The sequence below is a fragment of the Streptomyces griseorubiginosus genome, from assembly GCF_017614965.1.
Lineage (GTDB): Bacteria > Actinomycetota > Actinomycetes > Streptomycetales > Streptomycetaceae > Streptomyces > Streptomyces griseorubiginosus_B.
The window spans coordinates 1-18715 of sequence record NZ_WVUG01000018.1; the positions used below are offsets into that span (position 1 = coordinate 1).

Annotated in this window: 16 protein-coding genes; all 16 read left to right on the top strand. The window is 69.9% G+C overall.

Translation table 11 applies throughout. The features are described from left to right. The coding region (locus GRC12_RS47100; protein WP_439959871.1) for a DALR anticodon-binding domain-containing protein at positions 1-264 on the top strand (264 nt) is incomplete at its 5' end. Between the two features lie 13 nt (positions 265-277). Further along, positions 278-1669: a diaminopimelate decarboxylase gene (gene lysA, locus GRC12_RS05740; RefSeq protein ID WP_208777982.1), complete on the top strand. Its 1392-nt coding sequence runs from the start codon at positions 278-280 to the stop codon at positions 1667-1669. Positions 1670-1856: 187 nt separating this feature from the next. Further along, positions 1857-3149, top strand: coding sequence for a homoserine dehydrogenase (locus GRC12_RS05745; RefSeq protein WP_208777983.1), 1293 nt, complete (start codon positions 1857-1859; stop codon positions 3147-3149). 6 nt (positions 3150-3155) lie between these two features. Further along, complete coding sequence (gene thrC / locus GRC12_RS05750; protein WP_208777984.1) at positions 3156-4214, top strand: threonine synthase; 1059 nt, start codon at positions 3156-3158, stop codon at positions 4212-4214. 293 nt (positions 4215-4507) lie between these two features. After that, entirely contained in the window at positions 4508-5425 is a 918-nt protein-coding gene (gene thrB / locus GRC12_RS05755; RefSeq protein ID WP_208777985.1) for a homoserine kinase, read from the top strand. A 405-nt stretch (positions 5426-5830) separates the two neighbouring features. Then, positions 5831-7846 carry a transcription termination factor Rho gene (rho, locus tag GRC12_RS05760; RefSeq protein WP_208777986.1) on the top strand — a complete coding sequence of 672 codons (2016 nt, stop codon included), beginning with the start codon at positions 5831-5833 and terminating at the stop codon, positions 7844-7846. Between the two features lie 128 nt (positions 7847-7974). After that, positions 7975-9780, top strand: a complete 1806-nt coding sequence (locus tag GRC12_RS05765; protein ID WP_244372075.1) for a trypsin-like serine protease — start codon at positions 7975-7977, stop codon at positions 9778-9780. A gap of 214 nt (positions 9781-9994) precedes the next feature. Continuing rightward, entirely contained in the window at positions 9995-11128 is a 1134-nt protein-coding gene (locus GRC12_RS05770; RefSeq protein WP_208777987.1) for an LCP family protein, read from the top strand. Positions 11129-11250: 122 nt separating this feature from the next. Continuing rightward, positions 11251-11475 (top strand): 50S ribosomal protein L31, encoded by a 225-nt coding sequence (gene rpmE / locus GRC12_RS05775; protein WP_019753312.1) that lies wholly within the window; start codon positions 11251-11253, stop codon positions 11473-11475. Between the two features lie 109 nt (positions 11476-11584). Further along, complete coding sequence (gene prfA / locus GRC12_RS05780) at positions 11585-12661, top strand: peptide chain release factor 1 (RefSeq protein WP_208777988.1); 1077 nt, start codon at positions 11585-11587, stop codon at positions 12659-12661. Between the two features lie 39 nt (positions 12662-12700). Continuing rightward, positions 12701-13546 carry a peptide chain release factor N(5)-glutamine methyltransferase gene (gene prmC, locus GRC12_RS05785; protein ID WP_208777989.1) on the top strand — a complete coding sequence of 282 codons (846 nt, stop codon included), beginning with the start codon at positions 12701-12703 and terminating at the stop codon, positions 13544-13546. 61 nt (positions 13547-13607) lie between these two features. Next, complete coding sequence (locus GRC12_RS05790; RefSeq protein ID WP_133044670.1) at positions 13608-14255, top strand: L-threonylcarbamoyladenylate synthase; 648 nt, start codon at positions 13608-13610, stop codon at positions 14253-14255. Continuing rightward, positions 14252-14932: an arsenate reductase/protein-tyrosine-phosphatase family protein gene (locus GRC12_RS05795; RefSeq protein WP_208777990.1), complete on the top strand. Its 681-nt coding sequence runs from the start codon at positions 14252-14254 to the stop codon at positions 14930-14932. The genes GRC12_RS05790 and GRC12_RS05795 overlap by 4 nt, the downstream gene beginning before the upstream one ends. A 71-nt stretch (positions 14933-15003) precedes the next feature. Beyond that, complete coding sequence (gene glyA / locus GRC12_RS05800) at positions 15004-16245, top strand: serine hydroxymethyltransferase (RefSeq protein WP_208777991.1); 1242 nt, start codon at positions 15004-15006, stop codon at positions 16243-16245. Between the two features lie 150 nt (positions 16246-16395). Next, entirely contained in the window at positions 16396-17748 is a 1353-nt protein-coding gene (locus GRC12_RS05805) for an MraY family glycosyltransferase (protein WP_208777992.1), read from the top strand. A 300-nt stretch (positions 17749-18048) separates the two neighbouring features. Further along, positions 18049-18486 carry a hypothetical protein gene (locus GRC12_RS05810; RefSeq protein ID WP_208777993.1) on the top strand — a complete coding sequence of 146 codons (438 nt, stop codon included), beginning with the start codon at positions 18049-18051 and terminating at the stop codon, positions 18484-18486. The last annotated feature ends 229 nt before the right edge of the window (positions 18487-18715 follow it).

Sequence of the window (18715 nt, forward strand, 5' to 3'; positions counted from 1 at the left end):
CCTGCTCAACCCCGAACACGGCGTGGTGGAGGGCCGGTTCGCCTTCCTGGACGTCTCCCTGGAGGGCCGCTGGGGCGGACTGATCAGCGGCGACCGGGTCTTCGTCGACTTCTCGCCCTGCGACTGCTGCCGGCCGTGTTGCCGCGGGGAGCGGAGAAACCCTCGGCCGCCCACCGTGCCCGGCTCGCTCTTGCCGAAGCCGCCGGGGCGGTGCTGGCCGGTGGCCTGTCCCTGCTCGGCATCGACGCACCCCAACACCTCTGAAAGACGACCGAAGATGAGCCGTTCCGCACACCCCGCCGGGCCCCGTCACGCCGATGTGCTTCCCGAGGGGCACTACTCCGCCCCTCCGACAGACCTCAACAGCCTCGATGCCAAGGTGTGGGCGCAGACCGTGCGCCGGGACGCCGACGGGGTCGTGACCGTCGGCGGGATCGACGTCAAGGCGATCGCCGAGGAGTTCGGGACCCCGGCGTACGTCATGGACGAGGCCGACTTCCGTACCCGCGCGCGTGCCTGGCGTACCGCCTTCGGGCATGACGCCGACGTCTTCTACGCGGGGAAGGCGTTTCTCTCGCGGGCCGTCGTGCGGTGGCTGGACGAGGAAGGGCTCAATCTCGACGTCTGCTCGGGGGGCGAGCTCGCCACCGCGCTCTCCGCCGGTATGCCCGCCGACCGGATCGCCTTCCACGGCAACAACAAGTCGACCGAGGAGATCCGCCGGGCCGTCACCGCCGGGGTCGGGCGGATCGTGCTCGATTCCTTCCAGGAGATCGTGCGGGTCGCCCATATCGCGCAGGAACTGGGCACGCGGCAGCGGGTGCAGATCCGGATCACCGTGGGGGTGGAGGCGCACACGCATGAGTTCATCGCCACCGCGCATGAGGACCAGAAGTTCGGGATTCCGCTCGCCGGGGGGCAGGCCGCGGAGGCCGTGCGGCGCGCGTTGCAGCTCGACGGGCTCGAGCTGATCGGGATTCACTCCCACATCGGATCGCAGATCTTCGACATGTCCGGGTTCGAGGTCGCCGCCCATCGGGTGGTCGGGCTGCTCAAGGACATCCGGGACGAGCACGGGGTGGAGCTGCCCGAGATCGACCTCGGGGGTGGGCTCGGGATCGCGTACACCAGCGACGACGATCCCCGTGAGCCGCACGAGATCGCCAAGGCGCTCACCGAGATCGTCAGCCGTGAGTGCGACGCCGCCAGGCTGCGCACTCCCCGTATCTCCGTCGAGCCCGGGCGGGCCATCGTCGGGCCGACCGCCTTCACGCTCTACGAGGTCGGCACCATCAAGCCCCTCGACGGGCTGCGGACGTACGTCTCCGTCGACGGGGGCATGTCCGACAACATCAGGACCGCGCTCTACGACGCCGAGTACAGCGTCGCCCTCGTCTCCCGGGTCTCCGACGCCGAGCCGATGCTCGCGCGGGTCGTCGGCAAGCACTGCGAGAGCGGGGACATCGTGGTCAAGGACGCGTTCCTGCCGGCCGACCTGGCACCGGGTGACCTCATCGCCGTACCGGCGACCGGGGCGTACTGCCGGTCCATGGCCAGCAACTACAACCACGTGCTGCGGCCGCCGGTCGTCGCCGTGCGGGACGGCGAGGCGCGGGTGATCGTGCGGCGCGAGACCGAGGAGGACCTTCTCCGCCTCGACGTCGGGTGAGGCCCACCAGGAAGAGAGCAGGAAGAGACCAGGCAGAGACCAGGAAGAGGCCAGGGGCTGGAAGATCTTCGGTCTTCCGGGGCCGTACAAATGAAATAGATGTCTCAGGATTCGGACAATCGGCAGAAAGTCCCGTCCGGTGAGTGAGACTGGTCCAACCGTAGACGGTATGAGGAAACGAGGTCGGATGATGCGTACGCGTCCGCTGAAGGTGGCGCTGCTGGGCTGTGGGGTTGTCGGCTCAGAGGTGGCGCGCATCATGACGACGCACGCGGCCGACCTCGCCGCCCGGATCGGGGCCCCGGTCGAGCTTGCCGGGGTCGCCGTACGGCGACCGGGCAAGGTGCGCGAGGGCATCGACCCGAAACTCGTCACCACCGACGCCACCGCGCTCGTCAAACGCGGCGACATCGACGTCGTGGTGGAGGTCATCGGGGGGATCGAGCCCGCCCGGTCGCTGATCACCACCGCCTTCGAGCACGGGGCCTCCGTCGTCTCCGCCAACAAGGCGCTGCTCGCCCAGGACGGCGCCGCCCTGCACGCGGCGGCCGAGGAGCACGGCAGGGACCTGTACTACGAGGCCGCCGTCGCGGGCGCGATCCCGCTGATCCGGCCGCTGCGCGAGTCCCTCGCCGGCGACAAGGTCAACCGGGTGCTCGGGATCGTCAACGGCACCACCAACTTCATCCTCGACAAGATGGACTCGACGGGCGCCGGCTACCAGGAGGCCCTCGACGAGGCCACCGCCCTGGGGTACGCGGAAGCCGACCCCACCGCCGACGTCGAGGGCTTCGACGCCGCCGCCAAGGCCGCCATCCTCGCCGGGATCGCCTTCCACTCGCGGGTGCGCCTGGACGACGTCTACCGCGAGGGCATGACCGAGGTCACCGCCGCCGACTTCCGCTCGGCGAAGGAGATGGGCTGCACCATCAAGCTGCTCGCCATCTGCGAGCGGGCCGAGGACGGTCAGTCGGTCACCGCGCGCGTGCACCCCGCGATGATCCCGCTCACGCATCCGCTGGCCTCCGTGCGGGGCGCGTACAACGCCGTGTTCGTGGAGTCGGACGCGAGTGGGCAGCTGATGTTCTACGGGCCCGGCGCCGGCGGCGCCCCCACCGCCTCCGCCGTGCTCGGCGACCTCGTCGCCGTCTGCCGCAACCGGCTGGGCGGCGCGACCGGTCCCGGCGAGTCGTCGTACGCCGCGCTGCCCGTGTCGGGCATGGGCGACGTCGTGACGCGGTACCACATCAGCCTCGACGTGGCCGACAAACCGGGTGTTCTCGCCCAGGTCGCCACGGTGTTCGCCGAGCACGGGGTGTCGATCGACACCGTCCGGCAGCAGGGCAAGGACGGCGAGGCCTCTCTCGTCGTCGTCACCCACCGCGCGTCCGACGCCTCCCTGTCCGGGACCGTCGAGGCGCTGCGCAAGCTCGACACCGTGCGGGGTGTCGCCAGCATCATGCGGGTTGAAGGAGAGTAACCAGCAATGACCCACCAGTGGCGCGGAATCATCGAGGAGTACCGGGACCGGCTGCCCGTCTCCGACACCACGCCGGTCGTGACGCTCCGCGAGGGCGGCACGCCCCTCGTGCCCGCGCAGGTGCTCTCCGAGCGCACGGGCTGCGAGGTCCACCTGAAGGTGGAGGGCGCGAACCCGACCGGATCCTTCAAGGACCGCGGTATGACCATGGCCATCAGCAGGGCCAAGGAGGAGGGCGCGAAGGCCGTCATCTGCGCCTCCACCGGCAACACCTCGGCCTCCGCGGCCGCCTACGCCGTGCGCGCGGGCATGGTCTCGGCCGTTCTCGTGCCGCAGGGCAAGATCGCTCTGGGCAAGATGGGGCAGGCGCTGGTGCACGGCGCCAAGATCCTCCAGGTCGACGGCAACTTCGACGACTGCCTCACCCTCGCCCGCTCGCTGAGCGACAACTACCCGGTGGCGCTGGTCAATTCGGTCAACCCGGTGCGTATCGAGGGGCAGAAGACGGCCTCCTTCGAAATCGTCGACATGCTCGGTGACGCGCCCGACATCCACGTCCTGCCGGTCGGCAACGCGGGCAACATCACGGCCTACTGGAAGGGCTACACGGAGTACGCCGCCGACGGCGTGGCGAGGCGGACGCCCCGGATGTGGGGCTTCCAGGCCTCCGGCTCCGCGCCCATCGTGCGCGGCGAGGTGGTCAAGGACCCGTCGACCATCGCCACCGCCATCCGCATCGGCAACCCCGCGTCCTGGCAGTACGCGCTCGCCGCGCGGGACGAGTCCGGCGGCCTCATCGACGAGGTGACGGACCGTGAGATCCTGCGCGCCTACCGGCTGTTGGCCTCCCAGGAGGGCGTCTTCGTGGAGCCCGCCTCCGCCGCCTCCGTGGCCGGTCTGCTGAAGGCCGCCGAGCAGGGCAGGGTCGACCCGGGCCAGACCATCGTGTGCACCGTCACCGGCAACGGCCTCAAGGACCCCGACTGGGCCGTCGCCGGTGCCCCGCAGCCGGTCACCGTCCCGGTCGACGCGGTCACCGCGGCGGAGCGCCTCGGCCTCGCCTGACGGGGACGAACCGGGGTCCGGCCAGGGCCCCGACCGGGAACTCCGCAGCGACTCCGGGGGTTGTCCCTACGGGGGTGCACAGGGGGCTTACGACACGCATCGTGCGCCTCCTGTGCGCCCTATGTCGCCACAGAACCTTCCTTCGATAGGCTGTACCGAACCCGCCCGCTGCATATGCCCTCGCATATGTCGGGTGCCGCGCCGTCTCCGCGGCCCGCAGGGTCTTCGTACGTCATCGAATGTCAATCGAATGCCATTCGACAATCACGCAGCTCAAGGAGAGTCGTCGAGCGATGGCCGGTCCAGCGTTCCGCGCCGCCGCCGTGCGGGTGCGCGTCCCCGCCACCAGCGCCAACCTCGGCCCGGGCTTCGACACCCTGGGTCTGTCGCTGGGGCTCTACGACGACGTCGTCGTGCGGGTGGCCGACTCCGGGCTGCACATCGACATCGCCGGCGAGGGCAGCGAGACGCTGCCGCGTGACGAAAACCACCTTCTCGTACGGTCCCTGCGCACCGCCTTCGATCTGCTGGGCGGACAGCCGCGCGGCCTGGAGATCGTGTGCGCCAACCGCATCCCGCACGGCCGCGGCCTGGGCTCCTCATCTGCCGCCATCTGCGCCGGGATCGTCGCCGCGCGCGCCGTGACCATAGGCGGCGAGGCCCGGCTCGACGACACCGCGTTGCTGGAGCTCGCGACCGAGATCGAGGGCCACCCCGACAACGTGGCCCCCTGTCTGCTCGGCGGCTTCACCATCGCCTGGATGGAGGCGGGGGCCGCCCGGGCGATCAGGCTGGAGCCCACCGATTCCATCGTTCCGGTGGTTTTCGTGCCCGGAAAGCCGGTCCTGACCGAGACCGCGCGCGGACTGCTCCCGCGCTCCGTGCCGCACGTCGACGCCGCCGCCAACGCGGGCCGGGCGGCCCTGCTCGTCGAGGCCCTGACCAGGCGCCCCGAGCTGCTGCTGCCCGCCACCGAGGACCGGCTGCACCAGGAGTACCGCGCCCCGGCCATGCCGGAGAGCGCCGCGCTGGTGGAGCGACTGCGGGCCGACGGGGTCCCTGCGGTCATCTCCGGAGCAGGGCCCACTGTGCTGGCGCTGGCCGACGCCGACAGCGCCGACAAGGTGTCCCATCTGGCAGGCGAGGGGTGGGCCGCCAACCGGCTCGACCTCGACGCCCGGGGAGCGAGCGTGCTGCCGCTTGCGACCTGACACACGGTTGCCGGATTTCGAGAGGGGGAATGTTTGTTGGATCCGGTAGTGTTAACCTCAAGTCTGCACCCGACCCCACCATGGCGAGGTGCTTCGTGTCCCCGTCCGGGACAGACATTCTTCCGGGAGCCTCCCAAGCCGCACTGTGTTCCGTACGACGTACGTGGGCAGTACCTCGTACGCGGGCACTGAGCGACTTGCCGGGCACGCTCCGGAATCGGTGCGACCAGGCCACGTGACACCGGCACTCGGTGCCACGGCCGTAGGAAGCGCCATCCCAGATATCGCCTCCGCCACCTTTGGCGGACCACCGCCCCGGCGCGGTCCACACAGCGAGGACCAAGCCGGACGCACAACCGGTCGCCGAGCCAGAAGGCCGACGTCCGCTCCAGGGAAGGACCCTTCGTGAGCGACACCACCGATCTGATGGGCGCACGTGTCGAGGAGACCGCTGCCGCGCCCGCCACGGACGCCTCCGCGCCTGCCACCGGTGCCGGCTCCCGGCGGCGCCGCGGTACCGGCCTCGAGGGCATGGTGCTGGCCGAGCTCCAGCAGGTCGCCTCGGGCCTCGGCATCAGGGGCACCGCGCGGATGCGCAAGAGCCAGCTGATCGAGGTCATCAAGGAGGCGCAGGCGGGAGGTGGGGCCCCGGCTGCCAAGGCCGACGCCGCCGCCGAGACCAAGCCGAAGCGCCGCGCCACCTCCAAGGCCCGTACCGGCGACGACGCCGCTCCCGCCGCCGACAAGAAGTCGGCCGAGGCGCCCGCCGAGACCGCCGTGGCCCAGCAGCAGATCGAGATCCCCGGCCAGCCCGCGGCCGGCGACGACGCGCCCACCGAGCGCCGTCGGCGCCGTGCCACCGCCGAGGCCGGCGCCCCGGCGTCGAACAGCGCCGAGACCATCGTCGCCGAGGCCAAGAGCGAGCCGAAGGCCGAGAACCCGGCCCAGGCACAGCCGCAGGGCGACGCCGGTGACGGCGAGGGCCGTGGCCGTCGCGACCGCCGCGACCGCGGCCGTGACCGCGGCGACCGCCAGGACCGCGGTGACCGTCAGGACCGCGGTGACCGTCGCAAGGGCGACGACCAGCAGGGCCAGGGCGGCCAGCGCCAGCAGCAGAGCCAGCAGCAGGGCGGCGGCCGTCAGGACCGCGGCGGCGCCGGTCCGCAGGACGACGACGACTTCGAGGGCGGCCGCCGTGGCCGCCGGGGCCGTTACCGGGACCGTCGTGGCCGTCGCGGCCGTGACGAGATGGGCGGCGCCGAGCCGCAGCTCGCCGAGGACGACGTCCTGATCCCCGTCGCGGGCATCCTGGACATCCTGGACAACTACGCCTTCATCCGGACCTCCGGTTACCTCCCGGGTCCGAACGACGTCTACGTCTCCCTCGCCCAGGTCCGCAAGAACGGCCTGCGCAAGGGCGACCACATCACCGGTGCGGTCCGCCAGCCCAAGGAAGGCGAGCGGCGCGAGAAGTTCAACGCGCTGGTGCGGCTGGACTCCGTCAACGGCATGGCGCCCGAACACGGCCGCGGCCGCCCGGAGTTCAACAAGCTGACCCCGCTCTACCCGCAGGACCGCCTCCGTCTGGAGACGGACCCGGGTGTGCTGACGACCCGCATCATCGACCTCGTGTCGCCGATCGGTAAGGGCCAGCGCGGTCTGATCGTGGCCCCGCCGAAGACCGGCAAGACCATGATCATGCAGGCGATCGCCAACGCGATCACGCACAACAACCCCGAGTGCCACCTGATGGTCGTCCTGGTCGACGAGCGTCCGGAAGAGGTCACCGACATGCAGCGGTCGGTCAAGGGCGAGGTCATCTCCTCGACCTTCGACCGTCCGGCCGAGGACCACACCACGGTCGCCGAGCTCGCCATCGAGCGGGCCAAGCGTCTGGTGGAGCTGGGCCACGACGTGGTCGTGCTGCTCGACTCGATCACGCGTCTGGGCCGTGCGTACAACCTGGCGGCGCCGGCCTCCGGCCGCATCCTGTCCGGTGGTGTCGACTCCACCGCCCTGTACCCGCCGAAGCGCTTCTTCGGTGCGGCCCGCAACATCGAGGACGGCGGCTCGCTGACCATCCTCGCCACCGCGCTGGTGGACACCGGGTCCCGCATGGACGAGGTGATCTTCGAGGAGTTCAAGGGCACCGGCAACATGGAGCTCAAGCTCGACCGGAAGCTCGCCGACAAGCGCATCTTCCCGGCGGTGGACGTGGACGCGTCCGGTACCCGTAAGGAAGAGATCCTGCTCGGCAACGAGGAGCTCGCGATCGTCTGGAAGCTGCGGCGCGTGCTGCACGCGCTGGACCAGCAGCAGGCGATCGAGCTGCTCCTCGACAAGATGAAGCAGACCAAGTCGAACATCGAGTTCCTGATGCAGATCCAGAAGACCACCCCGACGCCCGGCAACGGCGACTGAGGTCTTCGCAGAACCGAGGTTCCTCCCGAAGGGGCGGCTTCCGTGACGGAAGCCGCCCCTTCGGCGCTGATAGGAACGGGCGTGTCTTCGCGCCCCTCCTGTCACTTGTGTCCCCTGGGGGAACCTCCTTGTCCACACCCCTGTCCGGCGGGCGTCACAGACGTCGGATTCGTTTCGGGCTGCCCGTCGCCGCCGCGGGCGTCGCCGCGGCCGTCGGGATCGCGCTGTCCACCGCGTCGGCCGACGCCGCCACCCCCGTGCCCACGCCCACCACCAAGCCGGCCACCGCCTCCGTGCCGACCGCCGAGCTGACGAAGCGCATCGCCGGCGCGCTCACGACCGACGGCAGCGCCACGAAGTCGGCCTACAGCGCGAGCACGACCGGCTCCACGGTCTCGCCGTACGTCATCGGCGGCACCGACACCGCCATCACCACCGCGCCCTGGATGGCGCAGCTGTGGTACTACGACGACTCCGACAGCAGCAACGTCGTCAGCTTCTTCTGCGGCGGCACCGTCGTGGCGCCGACGAAGATCCTCACCGCCGCGCACTGCGTCAAGGACGAGAACGGCAAGGCCTACGACTGGAAGGCCTACGGCGCCGTCCTGACCGGCACCTCGCAGACGCCGACCACCGACAGCTCGGGCAACACCGACCTGCACGGCGGCACCGTCTCGCTGCCGCTGCGGCAGTGGAACCACCCATCGTTCAGCCCGACGACCGTCAACAACGACATCGCCGTCCTCACCCTCGCCGCGCCGGTCACCGCGACGCCGCTGCGGATGACGACGTCCGGCGACACCGCCTCGTACGCCGCCGGCACCAGTGCCCGGCTCTACGGCTGGGGGCGCACCAGCTCCAGCAGCAGCGACATCTCCCAGACCCTGAAGTCGGCCGCGCTGACCATCCACGCCGACACCACCTGCTCCGGCGCCTGGGGCTCCCAGTACGTCAAGGGGCACATGATCTGCGCCGGCACGCAGAGCGGCACCGACAGCGGGACCAAGGCCTCCTGCAACGGTGACTCCGGCGGGCCGCTGGTCGTGAACAACCGGATCGTGGGCGTGGTCTCCTGGGGCGTGCAGAACTGTGTGAAGAAGGGCTACTACAGCGTCTTCACCAAGGTCAGCAGCTACGTCGGCGCGGCCGGGGCCAATGTCGACGACGCCAACCTCAGCTACACGGACGGCAAGGCCGACCTGTTCGTGCGCAACTCCTCCACCAAGGAGGCGTTCGAGAAGGACTCCACCGGCTCGGCGTTCGCCGCGCGGGTCTCCCTGGGGTCGTACGACGGTGTCAACGTCGTCCTGCAGACCGACCTGAACCGGGACGGCTACCAGGACCTCGTGCTGCGCCAGAGCTCGACCGGCGACGTCTACTGGCTGCACTACGTGCCCTCGAGCGACTCCTGGGCCAGGACGAAGATCTTCAGCGGCTGGACGACCCGGACCCGGATCGTCACGCCGGGCGACGTCACCGGCGACTACCTGCCCGACCTGCTGTCCGTGGACTCCGGTGGCACCCTGTGGATCTACCCGGGCAAGGCCAACGGCACCTTCGCCGCCCGCGTGAAGGTCGGCAGCGGCTGGAACCAGTACGACGTCCTGCGCGGCAAGGGAGACTTCACCGGCGACGGCAAGGCCGATCTGCTCGCCCGGAACAGGAGCACCGGGGACCTGTACCTCTACAGGGGCACCGGAAAGGCCGGTACGGGCGCCTTCTCGGCCCGGATCAAGGTGCGCAGCGCCTGGACCGGCTACAACGCCTTCGACGCGATCGGGGACGTCAACGGCGACGGCAGGGCCGACTTCCTCGCCCGCACGCCCGGCGGCACCCTGTATCTCTACAAGGGCACCGGTAAGGCCACGAGCGAGATCTTTGCCACAAGAGTCTCGGTCGGTGGCGGTTTCCAGCAGTACGACCTGTTCGGCTGAAACCCCTGGTGACGGCGGTACGGCCGTAAACCTTCGTGACGCTCTGTGCCCAACCTTCCACGGGTTGGGCACAGTGCGTTGTGCAACCCTTTCCCGAGTTTCCCCGTCTGACCGGACGGAGCGACGATGGAGCGGTATCAGTTCGTCAGCCGCGCCGATTCAGGCCTGTCCCTGAAAACAGGGGGTAACCGACCGTACGAGATTCGAGGAGCACATGTCCGCCGAGAGCAGTCCGGAACCCGGCATACCGGGTGAGACCGGGACCAACGGTCCGCGCCGCAGCGCCAAGGGGCGCCGCCGCAAACCGCGCAGCGAGCACCACAAGGCCCTGATCCTGATGGCCTGGACCGCCGCGGGGATCGTCGTGCTGGGCGGCACCGGGGCCGGCTACCTGTACTTCAAGCTCAACGGCAACATCAAGAGCGTCGACATCAACCAGGCCCTCGGCACCGACCGGCCGACGAAGGCCACGGGCGGCTCCGAGAACATCCTGGTCCTCGGTTCGGACTCGCGCTCGGGGAGCAACAAGAAACTCGGCGGCGGCGCCGACGACGGCAGCGCCCGCTCGGACACCGCGATGATCGTGCACGTCTACAAGGGCCACAAGAGCGCGAGCGTGGTCTCCATCCCGCGCGACACCCTCGTCGACCGCCCCGAGTGCACCGACACCAAGGGCGAGAAGCACGACGGCGCCTCCGGCGTGATGTTCAACTCCGCGTACTCCACGGGCGGCGCGGCCTGCGCGGTGAAGACGGTGGAGTCGCTCACCGGGCTGCGCATGGACCACTACCTCGAGGTCGACTTCAGCGGCTTCGAGAAGCTCATCGACGAGCTCGGCGGTGTCCCGGTCACCACGACGAAGAACATCGACGACAAGAAGAGCCACCTCGACCTCAAGGCCGGTACGCACACCCTCAACGGCAAGCAGGCGCTGGGCCTCGTCCGCACCCGGCACGGCGTCGGCGACGGCTCCGACCTCGGCCGCATCCAGCTCCAGCAGGCGTTCATCAAGGCCCTGGTCGACCAGGTCAAGCACGTCGGCATCTTCACCAACCCCAAGAAGCTGTACGACCTCGCCGACACCGCCACCAAGTCCGTGACCACCGACTCCGACCTGGGCTCGGTCAACTCCCTGATGTCCTTCGCGAACGGCCTGAAGGGCATCGGCTCCTCGAAGATGCACATGGTGACGATGCCGGTCCGGTACGACCCGGCGGACCCCAACCGCGTGATCATCGAGAAGGCCAAGGCCCAGCAGGTCTGGGACGCCCTGCGCAGGGACCTGCCGATCCCGGCGAGCGCCACCAAGGACACGGCGTCCGGCGAAGCCAGGGGTGTCGTGGAATAGAACGCGCGAACCCCCGGTTTGGGAGGACGGCCCCAGTCCTGGCAGACTGGTACGTCGGCTCCGGTTCACGCCTCCGCATCCCGCGGCTGCGACCCGGCGCCCTCCCGGAACTAGGAGACACCTTGAAGCGCGACATCCACCCCGAGTACGTCGAGACGCAGGTCAGCTGCACCTGTGGCGCGTCGTTCACCACCCGCAGCACGATCTCCAGCGGCACCATCCGCGCCGAGGTCTGCTCCGAGTGCCACCCGTTCTACACGGGCAAGCAGAAGATCCTCGACACCGGTGGCCGTGTGGCCCGCTTCGAGGCCCGCTTCGGCAAGGCTGCAGCCGGCTCCAAGAAGTAGCGAGCTCCAATCCGCCGGTCCACGGCCGCGCCCTTCCACAGGCGCGCCGGGACCGGCGTTTTTGGTCGCCCGCCTTCCCCTTTTCGTTCGCAGTATCAGGAGCCCAGAGATGTTCGAGGCCGTCGAGGACCTCGTCGGTGAGCACGCCGACCTGGAGAAGAAGCTCGCCGATCCGTCGGTCCACTCCGACCAGGCCAACGCGCGCAAGCTGAACAAGCGGTACGCCGAGCTCACCCCGATCGTCGCCACGTACCGCTCCTGGAAGCAGACCGGCGACGACATCGAGACCGCCCGTGAACTCGCCGCCGACGACCCGGACTTCGCCGCCGAGGTCAAGGAGCTGGAGAAGACGCGCGAGGAGCTCACCGAGAAGCTGCGGCTGCTGCTCGTCCCGCGCGACCCCAGCGACGACAAGGACGTCATCCTGGAGATCAAGGCGGGCGCGGGCGGCGACGAGTCAGCCCTGTTCGCCGGCGACCTGCTGCGGATGTACCTGCGTTACGCCGAGCGCGTCGGCTGGAAGACCGAGATCATCGACGCCACCGAGTCCGAGCTGGGCGGCTACAAGGACGTCCAGGTCGCCGTGAAGACCAAGGGCGGCCAGGGGGCCACCGAGCCGGGGCAGGGCGTCTGGGCGCGGCTGAAGTACGAGGGCGGTGTGCACCGCGTGCAGCGCGTGCCGGCGACCGAGTCCCAGGGCCGTATCCACACCTCCGCCGCCGGTGTGCTGGTCACGCCCGAGGCCGAGGAGGTCGACGTCGAGATCAACCCCAACGACCTCCGCATCGACGTCTACCGCTCCTCCGGTCCCGGCGGCCAGTCCGTCAACACCACGGACTCCGCCGTGCGCATCACGCACATCCCCACCGGAGTCGTCGCCTCCTGCCAGAACGAGAAGAGCCAGCTGCAGAACAAGGAGCAGGCGATGCGTATCCTGCGCTCCAGGCTGCTCGCAGCGGCGCAGGAGGAGGCGGAGAAGGAGGCCGCCGACGCCCGCCGCAGCCAGGTCCGCACCGTCGACCGCTCCGAGAAGATCCGCACGTACAACTTCCCGGAGAACCGCATCTCGGACCACCGCGTCGGCTTCAAGGCGTACAACCTGGACCAGGTCCTGGACGGCGACCTCGACGCGGTGATCCAGGCCTGCGTCGACGCGGACTCGGCGGCGAAGCTGGCGGCTGCATAACAGCACATACGCACGACCCAGTACGACACGGAGGAATGCGTGAACCTGCTGCTCGCAGAGGTGGCACAGGCCACCCAGCGGCTGGCCGACGCCGGCGTGCCCTCGCCGCGCAACGACGCGGAGGAGCTCGCCGCGTTCGTGCACGGCGTGAAGCGGGGCGAGCTGCACTCCGTGAAGGACGCGGACTTCGACGCCCGGTACTGGGAGGTCATCGCCCGGCGTGAGCAGCGCGAGCCGCTGCAGCACATCACCGGGCGGGCCTACTTCCGCTACCTCGAACTCCACGTCGGGCCGGGCGTGTTCGTGCCGCGGCCGGAGACGGAGTCGGTGGTCGGGTGGGCCATAGACGCCGTGCGGGCGATGGACGTGGTCGAGCCGACCATCGTCGATCTGTGCACCGGCTCCGGCGCCATCGCGCTCGCCCTCGCCCAGGAGGTCCCGCGCTCCAAGGTGCACGCCGTGGAGCTCTCCGAGGACGCCCTGGCCTGGACCCGCAAGAACGTCGAGGGCTCGCGGGTCGACCTGCGGCAGGGCAACGCCCTGGACGCCTTTCCCGACCTCGACGGCCAGGTCGACCTGGTCATCTCCAACCCTCCGTACATCCCGCTGACCGAGTGGGAGTACGTCGCCCCCGAGGCGCGGGACTACGATCCCGAACTCGCCCTGTTCTCCGGCGAGGACGGCCTCCAACTCATCCGCGGTCTGGAACGGACCGCACACCGGCTCCTGCGCCCCGGCGGGGTGGTCGTCGTCGAACACGCCGACACCCAGGGCGGCCAGGTGCCGTGGATCTTCACCGAGGAGCGGGGCTGGGCCGACGCGGCCGACCACCCCGACCTCAACAACCGCCCCCGGTTCGCCACGGCCCGCAAGGCACTGCCGTGAGCACCGCCCGCACCGCTTTCGTGGATCCCCGAAATCCGTTGTACGAGGAGGCCCGCTAGATATGGCACGGCGATACGACACCAACGACGCGACCGACCGCACGACCGGTCTGCGTGAAGCCGCGTCCGCCGTCCGCCGTGGCGAGCTGGTCGTCCTCCCGACCGACACGGTGTACGGCATCGGCGCGGACGCGTTCTCCTCGGAGGCCGTCGCCGACCTGCTCGAGGCCAAGGGGCGGGGCCGCAACATGCCCACGCCCGTCCTCATCGGCTCCCCGAACACCCTGCACGGCCTCGTCACGGACTTCTCCGAGCTGGCCTGGGAGCTCGTCGACGCGTTCTGGCCGGGCGCGCTGACGATCGTCGCCAAGCACCAGCCGTCGCTGCAGTGGGACCTGGGGGACACCCGGGGCACGGTGGCCGTCCGCATGCCGCTGCACCCGGTCGCCATCGAGCTGCTGACCGAGGTCGGCCCCATGGCGGTGTCCTCGGCGAACCTGACCGGGCACCCGGCGCCGGAGGACTGCGACGCCGCGCAGGAGATGCTCGGCGACTCGGTCTCCGTCTACCTCGACGGCGGCCCGACCCCCGGCAACGTCCCGTCCTCCATCGTCGACGTCACCGGTCCCGTGCCGGTGCTGCTGCGGGAGGGCGCGCTGTCGCCGGAGGAGCTGCGCAAGGTCGTACCCGACCTCGAGGTGGCGAATTGACAGCCCCTGACGCGGGGCGTGGCATAGGCAACGGGGAAAGCGCGGCGGAGATCACGACGACGTTCGTGGGGCTTCCGCGCGATGTCTTCCGCATCCTCCACGTCAGCACCGGCAACGTGTGCCGCTCGCCCATCACCGAGCGGCTGACCCGGCATTACGTGAAACAGCGGCTCGGCATCCTGGGCAGCGCGCTGATCGTCGAGAGCGCCGGGACCTGGGGGCACGAGGGCGCCCCCATGGAGGCCAACGCGGAGGCCGTGCTGGCCGACTTCGGCGCGGACGCCTCCGGGTTCACGGGCCGGGAGCTGCTGGACGAGCACGTGATCATGGCCGACCTGGTCCTCACGGCCACCCGCGACCACCGCGCCCAGGTCATCTCGATGGGCCACTCGGCGGGCCTGCGCACCTTCACGCTGAAGGAGTTCACCCGTCTGGTGCGCGCGATAGACCCGGCCACGCTGCCTCCGCTGGAGGAGGGCGTGGTCGTCCGCGCGCGTGCCCTGGTCCGCGCCGCCGCCGCTCTACGCGGGTGGCTGCTGGCGCCCACCGCCGAGGCGGACGAGGTCTACGACCCCTACGGCGCACCCCTGACCTTCTTCCGGTCCATCGGCGACGAGATACACCAGGCGCTGGATCCGGTCGTCACGGCGCTCACGGGTGTCCCCGCGAGGATGTAAGTACCGAGCACCCCACTGGTCCCGGGCCTACATTGGTCGTACGTCATCGCCGACGCCCCCCGGAGCCCACCATGCCGGTCATCCACACCCTCGATGCCGCCGACGTCCTGCGGCGGCAGGACCCCGAGCTGGCCGAGATCCTGCTCGGGGAACTCGACCGGCAGTCGACGACGCTCCAGCTCGTCGCCGCCGAGAACTTCTGCTCCCCGGCCGTGCTGGCCGCGCTCGGGTCGCCGCTGGCCAACAAGTACGCCGAGGGATATCCGGGCGCCCGGCACCACGGCGGCTGCGAGATGGTCGACGTCGCCGAACGGCTCGCCGTCGAGAGGGCCAAGGCGCTGTTCCGGGCCGAGCACGCCAACGTCCAGTCCCATTCCGGGTCGAGCGCCGTGCTGGCCGCCTACGCGGCCCTGCTGCGCCCCGGTGACACCGTCCTCGCCCTCGGGCTCCCCTACGGCGGCCACCTCACCCACGGCTCACCCGCGAACTTCTCCGGCCGCTGGTTCGACTTCGTCGGCTACGGCGTGGAGGCGGAGACCGGGCTCATCGACTACGACCAGGTGCGCACGCTGGCCCGCAACCACCGGCCCAAGGCGATCGTGTGCGGCTCCATCGCCTACCCCCGGCACATCGACTACGCCCTCTTCCGCGAGGTCGCCGACGAGGTGGGCGCGTATCTGATCGCCGACGCCGCCCACCCCATCGGGCTCGTCGCCGGGGGAGCGGCGCCCAGCCCGGTGCCGTACGCCGACATCGTCTGCGCGACCACGCACAAGGTGCTGCGCGGGCCGCGCGGCGGGATGATCCTGTGCGGCGCCGAGCTGGCCGAACGGGTCGACCGGGCGGTGTTCCCCTTCACCCAGGGCGGCGCGCAGATGCACACCATCGCCGCGAAGGCCGTCGCCTTCGGCGAGGCGGCAACCCCCGACTTCACCGCGTACGCCCATCAGGTGGTCGCCAACGCCAGGGTCCTCGCGGCCGGGCTGGCCGCCGAGGGGCTGGTGGTGACGACCGGAGGCACGGACACCCACCTGATCACCGCCGATCCCGCACCCCTCGGCGTCGACGGCCGCAGCGCACGGGGCCGGCTCGCGGCGGCCGGGATGGTGCTGGACTGCTGCGCCCTGCCGCACGGCGACGCGCGCGGACTGAGGCTCGGCACGGCGGCCCTGACCACCCAGGGCATGGGCGAGGAGGAGATGGGCCTTGTCGCCGGGTTGGTCGGGAATGTGCTGCGCGGCGAGGTCGAGAGTCAGAGGGCGCGTGATCATGTGCGCGAGCTGACCGGTGGATTCCCGCCGTATTCCCGCTGAGCGGGGGTAGGCGCAGCTGCGTACACCTGGTTGCAACCTGAGGACACAGCCACACGTGCAACCATCGTCGCTACCCGGCAGTCCCCACAGTTATGCGTACGTCGCTAGGGTGTGGGGCTGAGATGGCCAGCGAGACCTGTGGGGAAGCCCGTGCGTGAATACCTGCTGACGCTCTGCGTCACGGCCGCGGTGACGTATCTGCTGACAGGGCCGGTACGGAAGTTCGCGATCGTGGCCGGAGCGATGCCGGAGATCAGGGCCCGTGACGTGCACCGGGAACCGACTCCACGGCTCGGCGGTATCGCCATGTTCTTCGGGCTGTGCGCCGGTCTGCTCGTCGCGGACCACCTGACCAACCTCAACGAGGTCTTCGAGAAGTCGAACGAGCCGCGGGCGCTGCTCTCCGGCGCGGCGCTGATCTGGTTGATCGGCGTCCTGGACGACAAGTTCGAGATCGACGCCCTGATCAAGCTGGGCGGTCAGATGATCGCGGCCGGCGTGATGGTCATGCAGGGCCTGACGATCCTGTGGCTGCCCATCCCCGGCGTCGGCAACGTGGCGCTGACCCAGTGGCAGGGCACCCTGCTGACCGTCGCCCTCGTCGTCATCACGATCAACGCGGTGAACTTCGTCGACGGCCTCGACGGTCTCGCCTCCGGCATGGTCTGCATCGCGGCCGCGGCGTTCTTCCTGTACGCCTACCGCATCTGGTACTCGTACGGCGTCGAGGCCGCCGCCCCGGCCACGCTCTTCTCGGCGATCCTGATGGGCATGTGCATCGGCTTCCTGCCGCACAACATGCACCCGGCGCGGATCTTCATGGGCGACTCCGGCTCGATGCTGATCGGGCTCGTCCTGGCCGCCGGCGCGATCTCCATCACGGGACAGGTCGACCCGGACGCGCTGAAGCTGTTCGTCGGCTCCGAGAAGGCGGCCGTGCACCAGACGGTCCCGGTCTACATCCCGCTGCTGCTGCCGCTGACGATCATCGCGGTGCCCACCGCCGACCTGGTCCTCGCGATCGTGCGCCGCACCTGGCGTGGTCAGTCGCCGTTCGCCGCCGACCGCGGTCATCTGCACCACCGGCTGCTGGAGATCGGCCACTCGCACAGCAGGGCCGTGCTGATCATGTACTTCTGGTCGGCGCTGATCGCCTTCGGGGCGCTCGCCTACTCGGTCAACTCCGCGTCAATGTGGATCGTGCTCGGCATCGTGATCCTCAGCGCGATCGGTCTCGTGCTGCTTCTGCTGCCGCGCTTCACGCCGCGTGCCCCGCGGTGGGCCGAGGCCTTCCTACCGCCCCGCTACCGGCGGCGCCGCGCGCTGGCCCGTGCCGCCTCTGCGCCCGTACAGGAAGCGGGAGTTGGGGCCGTGGACGAGTCCGAGGGAGCCCCGCAGCCGTGCCCTCCGGTCGTGGCCGGTGTGGCGGGAGTCAACGGTGCGACCGCGCTGGGCGCCCGTCCGCACCTCCTCGACCGGGGAAAGGCCGGAACGTCCCGCTGACGTCGGCAAGGTAAGAATCTGACTAGAGCATTGCCAAGTCGTGGGGAAGTAAAGCCCCCCAATACCAGACAAGTCACCTCGGATTCTGCACAGACGCGCACTGTCAGTCTCATGTGTGACAGCGAGCACACGTCTTGGTAAAGACCGCATCAAATAGTTTGTGATACGGTTCACGAGAACCCGGGGTAGAGCCGAAGGACCGTGATGCGACGGTCCATTGGCCGCGAGTTCCCCTCTCGGCCCGGGACTACGCTCGTCCATGACGACACCCTGCCCCCCTGCGAAAGCGGAGTTGCCGCCATGCCGTCCAATGACGCCCGGAACCTGGTGCCGATCGCCGTACCCACGGCGGCTGCCGGCGTGGTCGCCGTCGCCGTCAGCGCGGCCGTGGCCGGTGGCAAGGGAGCGATCGGCGCGGCCGTCGGTGTGCTGCTCGCGATGCTCTTCATGGGGATCGGTCTCTACGTCCTGCAGTGGACGGCAAAAACGCTCCCGCAGCTGTTCCAGGCCATGGGGCTGATGCTCTATGTCGCCCAACTCCTGCTGCTCATGATCTTCGTGGCCCTCTTCAAGGGCACCTCCCTCTTCAACGGCAAGGCGTTCGCGCTCTCGCTCGTCGTCGCGACCGTCGTGTGGATGGCCACCCAGGCACGTGCGCACATGAAGTCCAAGATCTTCTACGTCGATCCGGACTCCGCGGAGAGCGAGCGGCCCGAGAAGACGGGTCATCCGTCGTGAGGGGTAGGGGCGGGATAAAGGCGTGCGAGATCTCCTGCTATCGTCCGGTGCCAACTGCGGCATCGCGGGCGCGGGCATCCGAGCTGACGCCTGCAGCAACGCGAGGCTCGAAGCCCCCCAGCCGCCCTCACATCCGTAACACCAGTCCGGTGCCGACCCGCGGCCGCGCGCCGCGCCGACACAACGAGGTTGCCGTACCCATGCGTCACGCCGAAGGAGCCCGTGGTGA

Excerpts from the sequence above, each read along its gene's own strand:
- thrC (WP_208777984.1), top strand. The coding sequence starts at position 3,156 with ATGACCCACCAGTGGCGCGGAATCATCGAGGAGTACCGGGACCGGCTG.
- lysA (WP_208777982.1), top strand. The coding sequence starts at position 278 with ATGAGCCGTTCCGCACACCCCGCCGGGCCCCGTCACGCCGATGTGCTT.
- prfA (WP_208777988.1), top strand. The coding sequence starts at position 11,585 with ATGTTCGAGGCCGTCGAGGACCTCGTCGGTGAGCACGCCGACCTGGAG.
- GRC12_RS05810 (WP_208777993.1), top strand. The coding sequence starts at position 18,049 with ATGCCGTCCAATGACGCCCGGAACCTGGTGCCGATCGCCGTACCCACG.
- glyA (WP_208777991.1), top strand. The coding sequence starts at position 15,004 with ATGCCGGTCATCCACACCCTCGATGCCGCCGACGTCCTGCGGCGGCAG.
- GRC12_RS05745 (WP_208777983.1), top strand. The coding sequence starts at position 1,857 with ATGATGCGTACGCGTCCGCTGAAGGTGGCGCTGCTGGGCTGTGGGGTT.
- thrB (WP_208777985.1), top strand. The coding sequence starts at position 4,508 with ATGGCCGGTCCAGCGTTCCGCGCCGCCGCCGTGCGGGTGCGCGTCCCC.
- GRC12_RS05790 (WP_133044670.1), top strand. The coding sequence starts at position 13,608 with ATGGCACGGCGATACGACACCAACGACGCGACCGACCGCACGACCGGT.
- GRC12_RS05770 (WP_208777987.1), top strand. The coding sequence starts at position 9,995 with ATGTCCGCCGAGAGCAGTCCGGAACCCGGCATACCGGGTGAGACCGGG.